The organism is Paraburkholderia phenoliruptrix (assembly GCF_019511605.1).
GTDB lineage: Bacteria > Pseudomonadota > Gammaproteobacteria > Burkholderiales > Burkholderiaceae > Paraburkholderia > Paraburkholderia phenoliruptrix_A.
On the sequence record NZ_JAEUAV010000001.1, the window covers coordinates 1 to 15,883 of the forward strand.

Here is a 15,883-nt window from a genome sequence, read left to right on the forward strand (position 1 = left end):
CCCTCCCCCCCGCATCGAACCGGTTCTGCGCAAATCCATCCAGCACTTCGCAGCGCATAGGCGTGCCCGTTGTGCTTCGGGTCTACTGGCGCCATTGCATCGTGTCGAGACCGCCGTGCCGAAACATGCCCTTGCCGATCCGAGTCCCGTCGCCGCCCCGCTCGTGCGCCCTGCTCCCGCTGCGACCAACGTTGCCAATGTCGCGGTGCGCGCGGCCCTTGCGCTTGCGCTGGCGAGCCTCATGGCCGCCTGCGCCGATCCCGCGCCAGGCGGCGCGCAACTGAAAATCGCGCAACAGCAGAAACTCGTACCACCCGCCAATGAAACCTTGCCGCTGTCGCTGCGGGCCGATTCGCAGGAAGTCCTGCAAGACGTGCTGAGCGCAGTCGGCGACGAGGTGTGGAACTGCCGCCGAAGCGACGCCACGCTGCAATGGACCTCGGCAGGCGCCGAAGCTACGCTCGTCGACCAGGCGCGCAAGAGCGTCGGCACCGTCATGCCCAATCGCATGTTCAGCGCGTATGACGGCAGCTATGTGATCGGACGCGTCACGGCCGACGAAACCGTCACGCCCGGCGCGCTGCCGTGGCAACGCGTGACCGCGCGCTTCAATGCCGGCGAGCGCATGGGCGACGGACGCTTCGCGCGGACCACGTCGGTGCAGCGCGTGCTCACCTCGGGCGGCCTTCCGCCGAACCCGCTTTGCACTCAGGAAGGCGTATCGCTCTTCGTGCCGTATTCCGCGACCTATCTGTTCTATCGCGCGAGCGACCCGGGCGCGGTCGTGCCCGCGCCCGAGCCGCCGCTGGATGCCGCTTCCGCTACGCAATAGAGTCGCGGCGCTGCGCGCGCTTTAACAGCGCACGCCAGTTCGCCGGCGACTGGCTGCCGGCCGTGCGCAACGCCGCTGCACGCTTCGGAGGACCCGATGAACTTTCGTCTGACCGCGCTCGCGTCGCTCCTGCCGGGACGCGAGAGCGCCGCTGCACCCACCGCTCATCCACAACAGCCGGACGAGGCGCCACAACCCCAGCCGGACCCAAGCGCCGATTCAGAAACGCCGCTCAGCGGTCTTGCGCGTCTGTCGGATCGCGTACGGCACAACCCCGTCACGCGGATGTTCCGCGCGTCGAACACCACGGTCACCGTACTCGAATCGACGCTGAGCGCGGCCGGCAGCGTCGCCAACCCTGCCGGCGATGCACGCTTTCCGCGCCCGCCGCAACGCAGACCGCCGCAGCCGGCAGCAGCGCAAGCCGGGGAGCATCCGACGTCGATGGAAAACGAACACGTGACGAACGTGCCGGAAATAGCGATAGGCGCCCACGGTGCAAAGCTCGCCGACGCCTCCATAGCACGCACGACCGCCTTCCTCGCCGCGGGCGATGCAACGCGCGGGGCGCTGCCGGTGCCCAAGTTCATGAATCCCCGCGCGATTCGCGACACGCTGCGCCGCCTGCGCAACCGCGAGGCAAACGCCGCCGCCCGCGAATGGGCCGACACGCTCGATGAGCACTTCATGCAGCCGGTGATCGCGGTGAACCGGCTGTTTCCGGTGCCTGCAAATGCAAGCCGAGAAGTCGCGGATGCACGGCAGGCCGCCATCGACAGCCTGCTCGACGGTCTCACGCTGCGCAGGCCGCGGCCCGCCCAAGCTGATCCGTCGTTGCCCGTAACCGTCGAGCGCCTGCCGCAGGAGTGCGTGGTGCCCGTCGCCGACGCGCTCGCCGAGGCAAGCGGTGGCGACCCGACATTGGCCGCGCGAATTCTGCACCGCTTGCAGCAGCCGCTCGACATCAGCGGCTTGAGCGGCGTAAGCGCTATTGGCGACACAAGTAGCGCTCGCGACACTGCCGGCACCGCCGAGACTAGCGGCATTAGCGGCATTAGCGGCACGAGCGGCACCAGCGGCACCAGCAGCACCAACAACACCAACAACGCCAGAAACACCACCAACACCAGCAACACCAGCAACACCAGCAACACCAGCAACACCAGCAACACCAGCAACACCAGCAACACAACCAGCATACGCGCCGCGCGAGCCCAACACCCATCGCAGGCGGCGCCCGCCGATCTGGAACAGCGCGCCTGGCGCTGCGCGCAAAACCTCGCGCACGCACGTTGCGCCGCGCTCGAAGGCTTGCTGCGCCTGCAATATGGTGACAGCGCGCGGCACGCGGAGCGCGGCAACGGCATGGCCGCACGGCTCGTGGTCTATCTGCAGGCCGCCCACAAGCTGCGTTCGATGGACGCCGATCTCGGCGCCACACCCGCCGATCTGAACGACGACGCCACCTACCGCATGTTCATCGACGACCCATATGCCCGCCATGCGCTGCTCGCGCTCGACGCGGCCCGCCGTCTGCCGCCCGACGCCGCGAGCGTTCACGACACCGGCGACTGCGAAATCGAAGCGAGCACCGCTTACCGGTTATGGCAGATGGGGTTCGACGAAAGCGGCCCAGGTTCGGATCTGGAGCGCGCGGCGCAATTGCTGTTCGACGGCGGGACCACGTGGGTCGCGCGCGGCGCCGAGCGGCAAGCTCGGAAGGACCGCGCGCTGGGACCGATCGACGGCGCCCCGCCGGCCCAGCGCTTCGCGCAGGCGCGGGCGCGCGTCCGACTCGCGGTGCACGACGTGCCGCGCGCGTTCGGCAGGAACCGCACGCCGATCGACACGTCGAGTCTGCTTGGCGCCGACAGGCCGTTCTTCGACACCACGCGCGGGCAATATGACAGCGCGCTGATCGCCGCGCGCGAAGCGCTGCTCGACTACAGCAACGAGCAGTTGCCGTGCGCCGCGACACCGGGCCGTATGCTGACGCACGCACTGAATGCGCAGCGCCTGCAGGCCTGGACCGATGCGCGCCCTGATGTCCCGGCGCACGCAAAACCGCGCGAGCTGCAAAAACGCCGGCCCGAATCGTTCGCGCCCGAGCGGCGCGAGGCCCGCCGCATGTGGGACGCCGCGCGCGCCCGCGTCGCCGGTTTGCGCTCAGAAGGCGATCAGCGCACGCAACGCAACGTCGAGCGCGCGTTGCGCATGTTCGACGATCCGCAGCGCCGCCGCCGCTTCGTAGACGACGTGACAAGCGGCGGCTTCACGCTGGCCGCGCTGGAGCGCTGCTTCAACGCAAGCGGGATGGCCGCCGACCACCCTGTCCGCGCACAGCCCGCGCAGCGCAATCTGCAGGCAGCGCACGATCTGCTGGGCAACCCCGGCATTGCGCCGCTGCAACGTATCACGACGCACAACCTGCGCGAACAGCATCTCGCGTTGATGGCGCAGAACATTCCGGGCACGGGTTTTACGTCGTATGACGGCAATGCGCTCGGTATCGACGCGAGCGCGTGGGGCAACCTGCCTGCACGGCTGCTGGTGTCGGCGGGACCGATCGTCACGGTGCTGGGCGGGCGCGATTCGATGTATTCGATCGGCACCGCGTACGAAGGCGGACAGATGATGTTCGGCACCCGCAGTCGCGTGAACGGCACGCTGGGCGCACAGGGCTTCGTCGGCGCGACGCTGGACGTGGCCGGCGTCGCGGGCATGGCGGGCGCGTGGGCCGCGTCGAGCGTGGGCGGTTATCTGGCGCGCGAGGAGTCGGTCGTACTGCGGGCGCGGCGGCTCGCGCCCACGCCGGCCACCGCCGAGCTCGAAGCCGAGCTCTGGCACAAGGACAGCCAGCAGATGGTCAACGCGTACTGGGACGCAGCCGAGCAGGCGCAAACGCCCGACGAGTTCATGCAGATTCTGGCCGCGGGCATTGCGGATAACGAACGGATTTCGCTGTCGTCGCAGAACAATAACGCGACCACGGTGACGGCCACGCCGCTTACCGTGGGCGGCGTCGCGCGCGCGAACGTGCCGGGCGCGAATTCGCCCGAGCGTGTCGGCGCATATGCGGGCGTGAGCTCGGGGGTGACGCTCTACTCCGCCGCCGATCTCAACGAGAGCGGCGCGCTCGCCAGCACGATCGGCGCGACCGCTGTGCAGGGCACGCTGAGCGCCAGCGCGGGCACGCAGTTCGCGCCGCGCGCGCTCATGCTTGGCGACGGTGCGGGCGAAATCGGATCGGTGAGTCCGGGCGCGAAGACGCTCGCGGGCGCGGCGGTCGAAGCGACGCCGTTTGGGCGCTCTTCATTCGTGTTCGCCATGCGCGATAACCGCGGGTTCGTCGCGGAATACACGATGCAGGACCGCATGTTCCGCAATGCCGACGACTGGGCCCGCTCGGTTCGCGCGAACCCCGCGTGGGTGCAGGGCATCGGCGCGCAACGTCTGCAACAGGTGATCGAGCAGACGCAGCTCGAATCGTCGGGCGAGTTTTCGTTCGGCGAACGCTGGGTTATCGCGGACGAATACGTGCCGCGCCTGAATCAGTATCTAACGCTCTCGAATCAGTTGAGGGCGCGTCTCGACGATGCGTCGCCGCCTGCGCCGACTCGCGCCGAACGCGCGCTGATCGAGGCCAGGCTGCGGGTGCTCGAGCGCAAGATGCAGCGCACATTCGAGGATCCGTCCGCCTGGCGACCTCTCGGTCTCTTCGGTCTACGCGAGGTTTCGCGCAGCAGCTCACAAGGCTGGAAGTATGGCGTGCGCGCTTCGCACGAACAAAGCCGGATTGGCAGGAGCCTGACGTTCTGGACGCCGCTGTCGGAGCCGGAGCTTGAATCGACTGGGACGGCAGGCGGCAGCGCGGCTACGGGCAGCCTTGCTTCGGAGATGAACGAGGCTCAGAAGCTGGCAGGCGCAGGCGCTGTAGGCAGCGCGGCCTCATCAGCGGGGCCTGGCGGCGGCGTTTGAATGCGGGCAGCGGTTGGTTGCCTGAGCCGCGAGCAACGGCGGCGTCCCGCGTGCCGCTGCCGCCCTCCGGCTGCCCGCGACTACGACGCCTGCTGCACGGAAGAGACGCCCTCGCGGCCGCCCTGCCGTGCTTCGTCCGCGATCAGCCGCTCCATGATCCGGCGGGCGTGCAACGCGCCCGCGTCGATAGGCAACATGGCCGGGCGCAGCGACCAGAAATCGCGCTCGCCGATCATACGTTGTTGCGCTTCCAGCATGGGAATGTCTTCGTCGCGAAACGGCGCGAGCAGACTCTGCGCGGTGCGGTTCACAAGCTCCGCTCCATGCGCGCCGATAGCGCGCGGCAAACCGAACGCAAAAAAGTAATGCGAACTCGCGGCGGTTTCCGGCGTGAGCCAGTGCGCCGAGACCGCTTCGCGCGTGGTCTCCGGCCAGCCGCTTTCGCAAACCCGCACGGCGATAGTGAGTAGCCCCGGCGGCATCCACTGCACGTCGAGTTCGCGGTCGGCGCGCTCGCCGTACAGCAGCTCGAAGCTTTGCGTGAGCATCGGCCGCAACAATTCGCCCTTCATCTCGCGATGCACCGACACGGTGTCGCCCGCAACCGTCGCGCGTACCACGCCGCTCGCCATCTGCTCGCTGCCGAGCGTGTCGGGATGCAGATACTGGAAATGGCTGAGATCGAGAAGATTGTCGGCGCTCAACTGGTAATTCGCACGCGTGTGCAAATAGCGCTCGCTCGTGAAGTGATCGCGTGGATCGAGATAGTCGAATGCGGGCAGCGGCGTGCTGAGCGCGCGCTGTGGATCGCCCGGCCAGAACCAGACCGCCCCATAACGCTCGTGCACCGGATAGCGACGCGCCTGCGCGCGCGCCGGCACGCGCCCGTCGCCGTGCGGGTTGAACACGCAATGCCCGTGCGCGCCGAAACGCAGGCCGTGGTACGGACATTCCAGCGTACCGTCGACAATGCGGCCGCTCGACAGCGGCGCAAAGCGATGCGGACAGCGGTCTGCGAGCGCGACGGCCTCGCCACCGGCAGTACGGTAAAGCACCACCGGTTCATCAAGCAAAGTGCGGCCGAGCGGCGCATGCGCCGTAACCTCGCTGGACAGCGCGGCGACATACCAGGCATTGAGCAGATAAGGCACGGCGAGACTCCCATCGAACACGGCGATTCAGCGCGGCGGCGTGCCCATATTAGGCAATACACAAATAAGCACGCTCAACAATCCTCATAGCGGTAAATAGCAGCATTCTTGCAATTGCATTCGCGGGAATCGGAAATAAATGCGAATTCCTAATAGGGCGAGCATGCGGATGGAAATTTGCCGACAGATGCGTGCGAAGTCCGCGAGCCGTTCTTCGCAGAAGCACACGGCAACATTACATTATCATTACTTTACTGTAAGGTTGGCGGAGAGAATGCCGAAAATATTGGGATTCCGGCGGTTCGCGCCGCTTCGCATCTGTAAGGTTAGGCGCCTCTCATACCTGCATTATTTTTTCGACGCTGTGCAAAAAACGTCTAATGCACACGGCGACCTACGAAAAACAGGTGGAAGAAAAATGTCAAATTCGTGTTCCATTTTTCAATCAGCCGATTGAATCCCGATGACGAAACAAAACGTTACATCCTTGATGGGCCGCGCCCTCTACTGTCGAGTCATTCGAAATGCGTATTCGCATCCACGCGCAGACGCATCGACCCACCGGTTCCACGAATAACGTTCGCCCTACGTTCGCACTCTCGCGGGCGCCCGGCATCGCACGGAGGAAAAATGAAACTTGCAGTGATGACCAGAAGCGCAACACTGTTCGGGTTGATCTGCCGTTGTTTCGAAGCCGACGGCGCCGTCTGCCACCGGTTCGCCGATGACGTGGCCTTCGCGCGCGCAATCTACCGCGACGAATACAGCGCGATCCTGATCGACGCCGACACTGGGCTCAATCCGCTGCGCCCCGTGCTCGCGCGGCGCGCCTGTTACGCGGACCGTCGCGCGCCGTTGATCGTGATCGGCGCGGGTCACGATCGCGAAGCCATCGGGCGTCTGTTCGACGCGGGTGCGGACGACGTAGTGCTCTCGCCGGTCGACGCCCGCGAGGTGATGCTGCGGGTTCATCTCGCACTGTTGCGTGCGCAACTACAAAGCGCGGATTCCAGCGACATGCTCGAATGCGGAGTATACCGGCTCGATCGCCGCACCTGCACGGTCCACGTGGACAGCCACGCGGTGCGGCTCACGCCGCGCGAATTCGCGATTGCGTGGCTGCTGTTCTCGCGCCGCGGCGAATATGTGAGCCGACGCCAGATTGCCGGCGCGGTATGGAGCCGTTCCGAGGACATCATTGGCCGCACACTCGAACAGCACATCTACAAACTGCGCAAGAAACTCGAACTGAACGGCCCTTGGGGCGTGCATCTGCGTACGTTGTATGCGCATGGCTACCGCATAGAGATGGTGGACACAGCGGATGCCGCGCTCGACGAAAGCACCCGGGGCACACAGAGCATGCAGACGATGGAAAGCCTGGATAGCCCGGCAAGCGTGGAAAGCATGGAAAGCACCGCGTTCGCCCCGCTGCGCGGCGAGGCGCGGGCAGCGGCGGCCGTGCCCTGCATCGGGCCCATGCCGCGCGCCTCTGTGCCGGTCTCGCCGCCGCGTGCCGAAGTGCATCCCGCTGATAGCGCCGTGGCGCGCAATGCGCCGTCCTGGGGCGAGTCGCAAGCGGCCTTCGCCGCCTCCGCGGGCGGCGTGCCGAATACGCCGTATGCGCTGCTGAGCGCGGCCGCCCTCGCCGCGCGCACGCGCGGCAATGGCTAAGAACTCGTGAGACCCGTGCGGCGCGCCTAAACACCGTTGCGCGCCGCTTCCCCAACCGCTATGGACCGATGAACCGCCCGCCGGCACTCGCGCGCTCAGAACTCGATAATGCGCGGCGACAGCAGAAAGAGCCGCTCCATATGGCTGCGCTGATCGTCGCGATAGCGGAACAGCGCGCCGATCAGCGGAATCTTCGACAGACCCGGCACGCCGGTTTCGCCGTTCGTCGACGTATCGACACGATAGCCCGCAATCAGCAGGCTCTCGCCCTGGCCCACGAACGATTCGGTATTGATCGTGCTCGTCGTGATCACCGGAATGTTGTCCACCTGCTGCGATGTAATTGCGCCGTCCTCGATATGAACGTTCAGCTTGATGTCCGTTCTGCCGTTCTCTTCGACCACGAGCGGCAGCACGCGCAGCGACACGCCGGTCGACACGCTGTACAGATCCGCCGACGTGTAGCCCGACACGCGCACGAAAAAGCGCGTTTTCTGGTCCATCACGGCCTCCACGTTGTTGAGCGTGGCGACTTTCGGGCTCGCGTCGATCTTCGCGAGATTGCTCTGTTGCAGCGCGTTCACGCGCGCGAGCAGATAGCGGCCCGCGTTGCCGAGCACGGCTGTGAGCGAGCCGCCGACCGGCGTCGTGTTGATGACGGTCGTGCCGTCCGCAAGCGTCTGCGTGCCGAAAATCGGATCGATGTTGCCGTTATAGCCGTTCTGCTGCGTGGTGCCGTTGCCCGTCTGGATGTCGATGTGGCTGTTGTGCGCGCGCCAGTCCACGCCAATCTGCTTGAGCGCGTTGTCGTCGATTTCGATGATATGCGCTTCGATCTCGATCAGGCGCGGCCGCACGTCGAGTTTGTCAATCAGGCTCTGGTATTGCGCGAGGCGTTGCGGCACGTCGCGAATCAACACGGAGTTGGTGCGCGGATCGGCTTCGATCACCGGCAGTGTCTGGCTGCCGCTCACCGACGTATCGGCAGCGCTGTCGCCGTCGCCGCTACTGGAGGAGCCGATCGACTGCATGCCCGGTCCACCGCCCGCCGCCATGCCGTTGAGCAATCCGCCGATGCCGGGCGCCACGCCGCCGTTCGCGGCAATGCCGGCCGGCAGCGGCGGATTCACGCCGCTCTGATAACCGCCGCCGTCGGTGCTGCCGGTCACGTCGCGCATCGGCTGCAGGCGGCGCATTGTCGGTTCGCGCGCGGCGCGGTTGGCGGCCTGCTCGTAGCTGTCGGCGCCGTTACGGCCGCGCTGATCGCGCGGATGGTACATGGCCGACAGCACGTTTGCGACGCCCGACACCGTCACCGTCTTGCCGTCTATCTCGACGTTGTGATCCGCCGCCCACGCGTGATGCAGCTGGAACACGCGGATCATCGAGCCCGAACGCTGCGCGGCGTTGTCATCGAGACGGCGCGCGACCTCGGACACGAGCTGCACATACGCTTGCGGCCCGCTGACGAGCGCGGTTCCCTGGGTCTCGTCGTAGGTGATCGGAAAGCGCGCATTCTCGATGCGCAGTTGCGTGAGCGCCGAGCGCAGGTCGGCGGCACTCGCATGATCGAGCTTGATCACGCGCCGCGTGACGGTGTTGACGTCGCTGATGGACAGCACGCTGCCGTCGTAAAACCACACGAAGCCGAAGCTCGACGCCAGCGTGTCGAGAAAGCGCTGCGGCGGCATGTCGAAGCGGCCGCTCACGCTGCCGTGCACGTCGCCCGAAATGGTTGTGGGCACACCTTGTCCAGCGGTGAAATCGCGCAGCACGTCCTTCACGTCCTGCCCTTCGGCGCTGACGTGAACCACCGAGCTGCGCCAGTGAATGGCCGCGGCTTCGGCGGGCGACGCGAGCAGAGTGGGCAATGCGAAGGCAAGAGACGCTGCCAGCCGGGCAGCAAGCAAGAGCCGTTTGTTGTTCATGGGTTGCACGATGTCCACGATGGTCAAGGAATGGGCCGCGCGTCATGCAACGCGAGCCGGCGATGCCCAATGTATCGAAGCGTGTGAAGCACATCCTCAACAAATCTGACGGTTCGCGCGCATTTGAGGAGTGTTGAGAATTGGCGCGGCCTGCATGGGCACGGCCTGTATTGGCGCGGCCTGCGCGCCGTGTCTATTTGCGCACTGCGCCGGCAATGGCGCGCAACTGCTCGCCGAGCCCGGTGAGCACCAGCTGGTCACGCACCTGATCGACAAAAATGCCGACGAAAAGCGCGAGCATCATCACCGTGAGCGCGCCCTTCACGGGCTGACTGAGCGTCATCAGTTCGAGCTTTTGCGCGGACTTCGCCGCAAAGCCGAATGCAAAATCGACCAGCAGCAACATCAGCATCATTGGCGCAGCGAGCTTGGCGGTGGTCTGCATCAGCGAGTCCGTCTGTTGGAGCACGAAGCTCTCCAGCACGTTCGCGGGCACCGGCGTGGCCGACGTAAGCGGCCACCAGTGGTACGACTCGTAGAGCGCGCCGAGCAGGAAGGTCATGCCGCCGAAGGTCCAGAACGCGACGCTTGCCACCTGTGCGAGCAGCGTGCCGGTCGGCGTGGATTGTTCCTCGCGCAGTGGATTGGTGATCTGCACGTTGTTGTAGCCGGCCAGATCGTCGACATAGATGCCCGCGCCTTCGGCCACCCAGAATACCGTGGATGCCGCGAATCCAAGCAACAGCCCAATGGCCGCCTCGCGCAGGCCGATTACGACCAGCGCGGTGCCGCTCAGCGACGTGTACAGCGAAACCGGCTGGCCATAAGCGATGAACGAGCTGAACAGCAACACTACGCCGTTGCGCACCACGCCTTGCAGGATACCGTCTGCGGTGGGCGGAAACAGGTAAAGCACCACGAAAAGCCGCACGGAACACACGCCGAGCACGGTCAGCGAGCGGATCAATGTGGCGCCGAACTGCGGCAGCGTGCTGATGGTGTCGTACATTATGGAAGACTAATCAAATCACAAAACGTTGCCGCCCTGTCATGCCGCTGGGCGCTGCGCCCGAGCAGAGAAGCGCAAACGTGCGAGCGCCGCTTCTTCCGCTTCCTCGTCGCCGGCGTCGGCTGCCTCGCGCTCGAGGGCCGCGCGCAGGCCGGCCATGCGCTTGCTACATAGATCGATGCGTCCGCGGTTTTGCGCAAGCGCGTGAGTCGCAGCGGCGAGTTGATCAGCCTTGCCGCGCAAGGCTGCCTCCAGCGCCGCGAGTTCGTTTTCCATCTGCGAGACCCGCACGGCGACAACTTCCGCATAGCGCATCGTCGCATTCAGTTCGGCCAACTGAAACGCGGTGCCGGCCGTCATCATCTTTGAGATACGGGTGTGAAAACCGTGCAACTGGGCCCGCTCCGCATCCGTGCGCGCGAGTTGCGCGTCGCGCTGCGAAAGCGCCGCGGCGTGCGCTTCGCGCGCGGCAACCACGCCTGATTGCAGACGGCGCTCCAGCCGTTCGCGGCGGCCAATGGTCAACTGCAGCGCGGCCATGCGCCGACGTGTCGTCTCGGGGCTTTGCGTCGTGGTCATGGGTTCAGCCGGTCGCCGCTTGCGCCAGTTCAAATAACCGCGCCTCGGTGTCCTGCGGCGCCGCCATTTCGTGGGTCGCCTGATTGAAGAATGCGCGCATCGCGTCGATCTTGCGGATCGCCTCGTCCGCAAGCGGATTGCCGCCCGGCTGATATTCGCCTATCTGCAGCAGCAGCTCGACCTCGCGATGCTTCGCGAGCAGTTCGCGCAAGCGGGCCGCCGCGCGCACGTACTCGGGCGTCATGACCTGCGGCATCACACGCGAGAGGCTCGCAAGCACGTCGATGGCCGGATACTGGTTTTTGGCGGCAATTTCGCGCGACAGGATCATGTGCCCGTCGACAATCCCGCGCACTTCCTCGGCAATCGGATCGTTGCCCGATTCGTCTTCAGCAAGCACGGTGTAGAGCGCGGTGATCGAGCCGTGCTCGCCCATGCCGGCCCGCTCCAGCAGGCGCGGCAGCTCCGCGAAAATCGACGGCGGAAAGCCGCGCCGCGCGGGCGGCTCGCCGGCGGCAAGGCCGATCTCGCGCTGCGCGCGCGCAAAGCGCGTGAGCGAGTCCATCATCAGCAGCACGCGCTGCCCGCGGTCGCGAAAGTGCTCGGCAATCGCGGTGGCCACATAGGCCGCCTTCGCGCGCTCGATCGACGAGCGGTCCGAGGTTGCACACACCACAACGGAGCGCGCCATGCTCTCGGGCCCGAGGATCAGTTCGACGAACTCGCGCACCTCGCGGCCGCGCTCGCCGATCAGCGCGATCACGGCCACGTCGCATTGCGCGCCGCGCGCGAACATGCCGAGCAAGGTGCTTTTGCCGACGCCTGCCGGCGCGAAAATTCCCATGCGCTGCCCTTCGGCGAGCGTCATCATGCCGTCGACCACGCGCACGCCGGTGGCAAGCGGCGTGTCGATCATGCGCCGGCTCATCGGCGAAGGCGGATTCGCAAACACCGGGCGTTGTTCGGTCGCCCCGAGCGGCCCGAGTCCGTCAATCGGCTCGCCGAGGCTGTCGATCACGCGGCCGAGCAACGTGTCGCCGACCGGCACAGTCAGCGAACGGCCAAGCCCCACGACGCGCGTGGAGCGCGAAATGTCCGCGAGCCGCGAGAACGGCGAGAGCAACGCGACGTCGCGGGTAAAGCCGATCACTTCCGCGTGCTGAAGCAACGCGCCGTTCGCCGCGCGCAATTCGCACAATTCGCCGAGCGTCACGTCGAGCCCGGCCACCTTAACGAGCGTGCCGATGACTTCGAGCACCTTGCCGGTTCGCGCGATGCTCGGCGTCGACAGAATCTCGTGTTCAATCGCATCGGCAAGGCGCTGTGCATCGAAGAGCGGAAGCAGCGCGTCATCCGGCTCGCTCATTTCGCGGATGCGGGGCATGGTGGCCGCGCGCGGCGAACTCATTGCCAGCCCTCGTTGTTCGAGGCGCCTGCATCCGCGAGTTCGGCGGCGTGGCGGTCCAACGTTTGCGGATTACGTGCGAGCGGTTGCATGGCTTCGTCCGCCTCGTCCGCTTCACCCACCTCGCCAGCTTCGCCGCTATCGCCCATTTCGCTCGCTGACTGCTTGAGCGCGCGCGACACCGCGAGCCGCATCGCTCGCATTTGCGTGGAGAGGCTCGCGTCGATTGCACCGAAGTCGGACTCGCACAGGCAACTGCCCGGCGCGAGCCGCTTGTCCGCGACAACCGAGAGCGGGAACGGCCGGCCGAGATCGCGCCAGCGAGTCGAGAGCCGATCGAATGCAATGCACGCCTTGTCGTAATCGACCGGACTCACGGCGACGCGCAGCCAGGTCGCGCCCTCGACGATGCGGTCCACCGTCGAAAGCGCCCGCTCGAACAATTGGTCGGCCTGCTGCACCTGAACGATCTGCTCGACGGCCACCGTTACGATGCTTGCAATGCGCTCGCGCATTTTCAGTTGCGCCCTGCGTTGTTTCGCGCCCGCGTCAGCAAGACGCGCCATCCAGTCGGCGAGTGCGCGCTGTTCGCCGTCGCGATAGCCGCGCGTGGCCGCCTGCTCGTATTCGTGCTGCGCGGCCTCGCGGATCGCATGGGCCTCAGCGTGGGCCGCGGCGACAATCGCCGCCGCTTCATCGTGGGCGGCGGCAAGCGTGGCGTCGCGATCGGCGGCTAGTTGTGCGTACGCAGCGTCGAGTTCCAACAACGCGCCGAAGGCGGCACGCGGCACCACGTCGGCATGCGCGCCCACCTGGCCAAGGCCGTTCGGTTTGCCTGGCAGTTTGCCACTCGGTTTGCCACTCGGTTTGCCGCTCGGTTTGCCTCGCGGTTCGCCGGACGTTTCGCCAGGCGGCTCGCCGTCGCAGAGGACGTCGCTGATGCCCTCGCCGACGGCGGGCAGCAGCCGGTCCGATCTCAGCCAAATAGCCATGCCCACTCCGGAAGCAGTTCGGGAAGTTGCGCGAAAAGAAGCGCGGTGCCGCCCGCGTCGAGTTCGCGTGCGCTTGCGCTCGGCCACGGCGGCGGCAGATCGCGCGGCAGTGCGAGGCGCAGCAACGGACACGGGCGCGCCGCGGGTGTGGGGTAATGGTGCGGGTGGCTCGCATCGTAAGCGTGCTTGTGGTGGTGCGCTTCCTGCGGTTCTTCGTGCAGTCCTCCATGCCGACCTTCATTTGGGCCTTGGGGCGGCCCTTCATGCGGGCGTTCATGCGGGCGTTCATGCGGGCGTTCATGCGGGCGTTCATGCGGGCGTTCATGCGGACGTTCATGCGGACGTTCATGCGGTCCTTGATGCGGTCCTTCATACGGTCCTTCATGCGGTCCATCGCGAAGACCTTCGCGCAGTCCTTCATGAACACCTTCGCGCAGTCCTTCATGAGGACGTTCGTGCGGTCCTTCGCGAAATCCTTCGCGCAGTCGTTCATGCAGCCCTTCGCGCGGATCGTCACTGGATCTGTTGCGCGCGCCTTGCCGCTCTGCCGCGGCCAGCTTCTGCGACCATGCCGCCTCCTGCATATCTCTCGCGAGCAACGCATAGCCTTCATAGGCAAGCCGCTCGTCGTCGATCTCGTCGAGCGGAGGCAAATCGCCTCGCGCGACGAGGCGCCCCACATCTGGCGCATTCGCCGGTACTTGACGGGGCGCCTTGGCGGACACCTTAGTGGGCAGATCAGCGGGCATATCGGCGAGCAAACGGGCCAACTCGTTGCCGGGCGCGGCTTGAGCCCACTCGTTGACCAGCGCCGCATGAGCCGCGCCCTGCCCAGGCGCGAACGCCAGCCGTTCGAGCGGCACCCCGACCCAATGCGCGAGACGACGGCGGCTCTGCTTGTCGATCAACCGCCGCACCTCGGCGCGGCGCAACAGCAACGCGCGCATGCGCAGCACACGCAGACCGACCTCGACCGGCAACGCATCGAGCACGGCAGGGTTCGGCGCGCGCAGGCTGTCGAATCCCGGCAGCGCCACATCCGCGGCGCGCAACAGCGCCCGCGAACAGACGGCCAACGCTGCGGCGCGTGTGCTTGCAAGCGCATCGCGCAGCGCGTCGAAGGCGGCAGACGCCGTAGCGGGCGACACATCGAGCGCCGACGCCCACCACGACGGATGCGCCCAGCGCGCGGCCTCGCTCGCATTGCGCTGCCACGCGGCAAGCGCGGCAGCCGTGCGCGAAAACGGAAACGCAGCGGGAGGCGCAGAGCGAAACGCAGGGGCGGACGTAGAGGAAGGCGCAACGGCGGGCGCGGTTGAAGAAGGAGCTGCGGCCAGCGTTGAGGAAGGCGCTAAAGGAAGCGCTGCCAAACACGCCGAGCCAGGCCCAGCAGCCCCCGAGGCAAGCGCCGAGGCAGACCCCGAACCAGGCGCAGGTGACGTTGCGGGAAACGCCGAGGCACCCGACGCCGCAACCGCGGCCAGGAACACGGTGGACGCCGCCATCACGCAGCCGACGAAGGTTTCGCCCGTCGCCATTTGCCGACGAGCGCATGGACCCGCGCATGTACCCGAGCATGAATCCGCGAATACAGCGAAGCGGCCGTGCGTTGCGCGGGCATGCCGCGCCGCAGCCACAAGAAGAGGCTTGCGGCGCCGACCAGAAACACCAGTGTGGCGGCAACAAGCGCGGGCAGCGGCGACGTCTGCATCGGCGCAACTCTCGGCAGATCCACGGGATCGGCGGCCACGGCTGTTACGCTCACCGCGTCGTAGGTCAAGCCCTCCACGCTGTGCATCACGAGCGTCTTGATTTGCGGCACTAGCGCGTTCGCGTCGGAATCCGGCCGGTACTTGATGAACACCGACGCCGACGACGGCTTCATCTGCTGCGCAAGCGGATCGTTGTTCGGCAGCACGATCTGCACGCGCGCGACGATCACGCCGTCGATCTTCGAAAGCGTCGCGGACAGCTCCTGCGACAAACCGTAAATGAACCGCACACGTTCCTCGGTCGGCGTCGACACCAGGCCGTCCTTCTTGAAGAGGCTGCCCAGATCGTCGTAACGGCTGTGCGGCAGGCCGCGTTCGCGCAGCACCTGCATCGCGCGAACCAGTTGCTTGTCGTCAACTTCGAGCGTCCAGCTCTTGCCATTGTCGACCGTGCTCTTCGACGCATCGACGCCCTGCTCCAGCAGCGCCACCACCATCTCGTTCGCGTCCTGTTCGGTGAGGTTGCGGTACAGCTCCTTCTGGCAGCCCGAGACGAGCATGCAGCCGGCCATTGCGAGTCCGAGCAGAGCCGCGCGCATCGCATGGGCGCGCGGGCCGGCTGC

The 15,883-nt window shown here is 66.3% G+C and carries 11 protein-coding genes; 3 read left to right on the forward strand and 8 right to left on the reverse strand.

Annotated features, from left to right (window positions below):
- Positions 1-115 precede the first annotated feature (115 nt).
- Positions 116-832, forward strand: a complete 717-nt coding sequence (locus tag JNB89_RS00005) for a DUF3455 domain-containing protein (protein WP_220360788.1) — start codon at positions 116-118, stop codon at positions 830-832.
- 96 nt (positions 833-928) lie between these two features.
- The gene (locus JNB89_RS00010; protein ID WP_220360789.1) at positions 929-4,810 is read left to right on the forward strand and encodes a hypothetical protein; all 3,882 of its coding nucleotides are present in this window, start codon (positions 929-931) and stop codon (positions 4,808-4,810) included.
- 80 nt (positions 4,811-4,890) lie between these two features.
- Here the strand turns inward: JNB89_RS00010 and JNB89_RS00015 are convergent, their stop codons facing one another.
- On the reverse strand, positions 4,891-5,961 hold the full coding sequence (locus JNB89_RS00015) for an aromatic ring-hydroxylating dioxygenase subunit alpha (protein ID WP_135892151.1): 1,071 nt from the start codon (positions 5,959-5,961) through the stop codon (positions 4,891-4,893).
- Positions 5,962-6,591: 630 nt separating this feature from the next.
- Here JNB89_RS00015 and JNB89_RS00020 point away from each other — a divergent pair.
- Complete coding sequence (locus JNB89_RS00020; protein WP_220360790.1) at positions 6,592-7,635, forward strand: response regulator transcription factor; 1,044 nt, start codon at positions 6,592-6,594, stop codon at positions 7,633-7,635.
- Between the two features lie 95 nt (positions 7,636-7,730).
- On the opposite strand, the gene sctC is transcribed toward JNB89_RS00020, so the two are convergent.
- From sctC to sctJ, 7 genes are all read right to left on the reverse strand, one after another.
- Positions 7,731-9,563 (reverse strand): type III secretion system outer membrane ring subunit SctC, encoded by a 1,833-nt coding sequence (gene sctC, locus JNB89_RS00025; RefSeq protein WP_220360791.1) that lies wholly within the window; start codon positions 9,561-9,563, stop codon positions 7,731-7,733.
- Between the two features lie 193 nt (positions 9,564-9,756).
- Positions 9,757-10,572, reverse strand: coding sequence for a type III secretion system export apparatus subunit SctT (gene sctT / locus JNB89_RS00030; RefSeq protein WP_220360792.1), 816 nt, complete (start codon positions 10,570-10,572; stop codon positions 9,757-9,759).
- A gap of 39 nt (positions 10,573-10,611) precedes the next feature.
- A complete protein-coding gene (locus JNB89_RS00035) occupies positions 10,612-11,151 on the reverse strand; it encodes a type III secretion protein (RefSeq protein ID WP_223216658.1) in 540 nt (179 codons plus the stop codon).
- A 4-nt stretch (positions 11,152-11,155) separates the two neighbouring features.
- Positions 11,156-12,559 (reverse strand): type III secretion system ATPase SctN, encoded by a 1,404-nt coding sequence (gene sctN, locus JNB89_RS00040; protein ID WP_220360793.1) that lies wholly within the window; start codon positions 12,557-12,559, stop codon positions 11,156-11,158.
- Complete coding sequence (sctL, locus tag JNB89_RS00045; RefSeq protein ID WP_220360794.1) at positions 12,556-13,548, reverse strand: type III secretion system stator protein SctL; 993 nt, start codon at positions 13,546-13,548, stop codon at positions 12,556-12,558. Before sctL ends, sctN begins: the two co-directional genes overlap by 4 nt.
- Positions 13,533-15,086 (reverse strand): type III secretion protein HrpB4, encoded by a 1,554-nt coding sequence (locus JNB89_RS30945; RefSeq protein ID WP_346656175.1) that lies wholly within the window; start codon positions 15,084-15,086, stop codon positions 13,533-13,535. The genes sctL and JNB89_RS30945 overlap by 16 nt, the downstream gene beginning before the upstream one ends.
- Positions 15,053-15,859, reverse strand: coding sequence for a type III secretion system inner membrane ring lipoprotein SctJ (sctJ, locus tag JNB89_RS00060; RefSeq protein WP_220361241.1), 807 nt, complete (start codon positions 15,857-15,859; stop codon positions 15,053-15,055). The genes JNB89_RS30945 and sctJ overlap by 34 nt, the downstream gene beginning before the upstream one ends.
- Positions 15,860-15,883 lie beyond the last annotated feature (24 nt).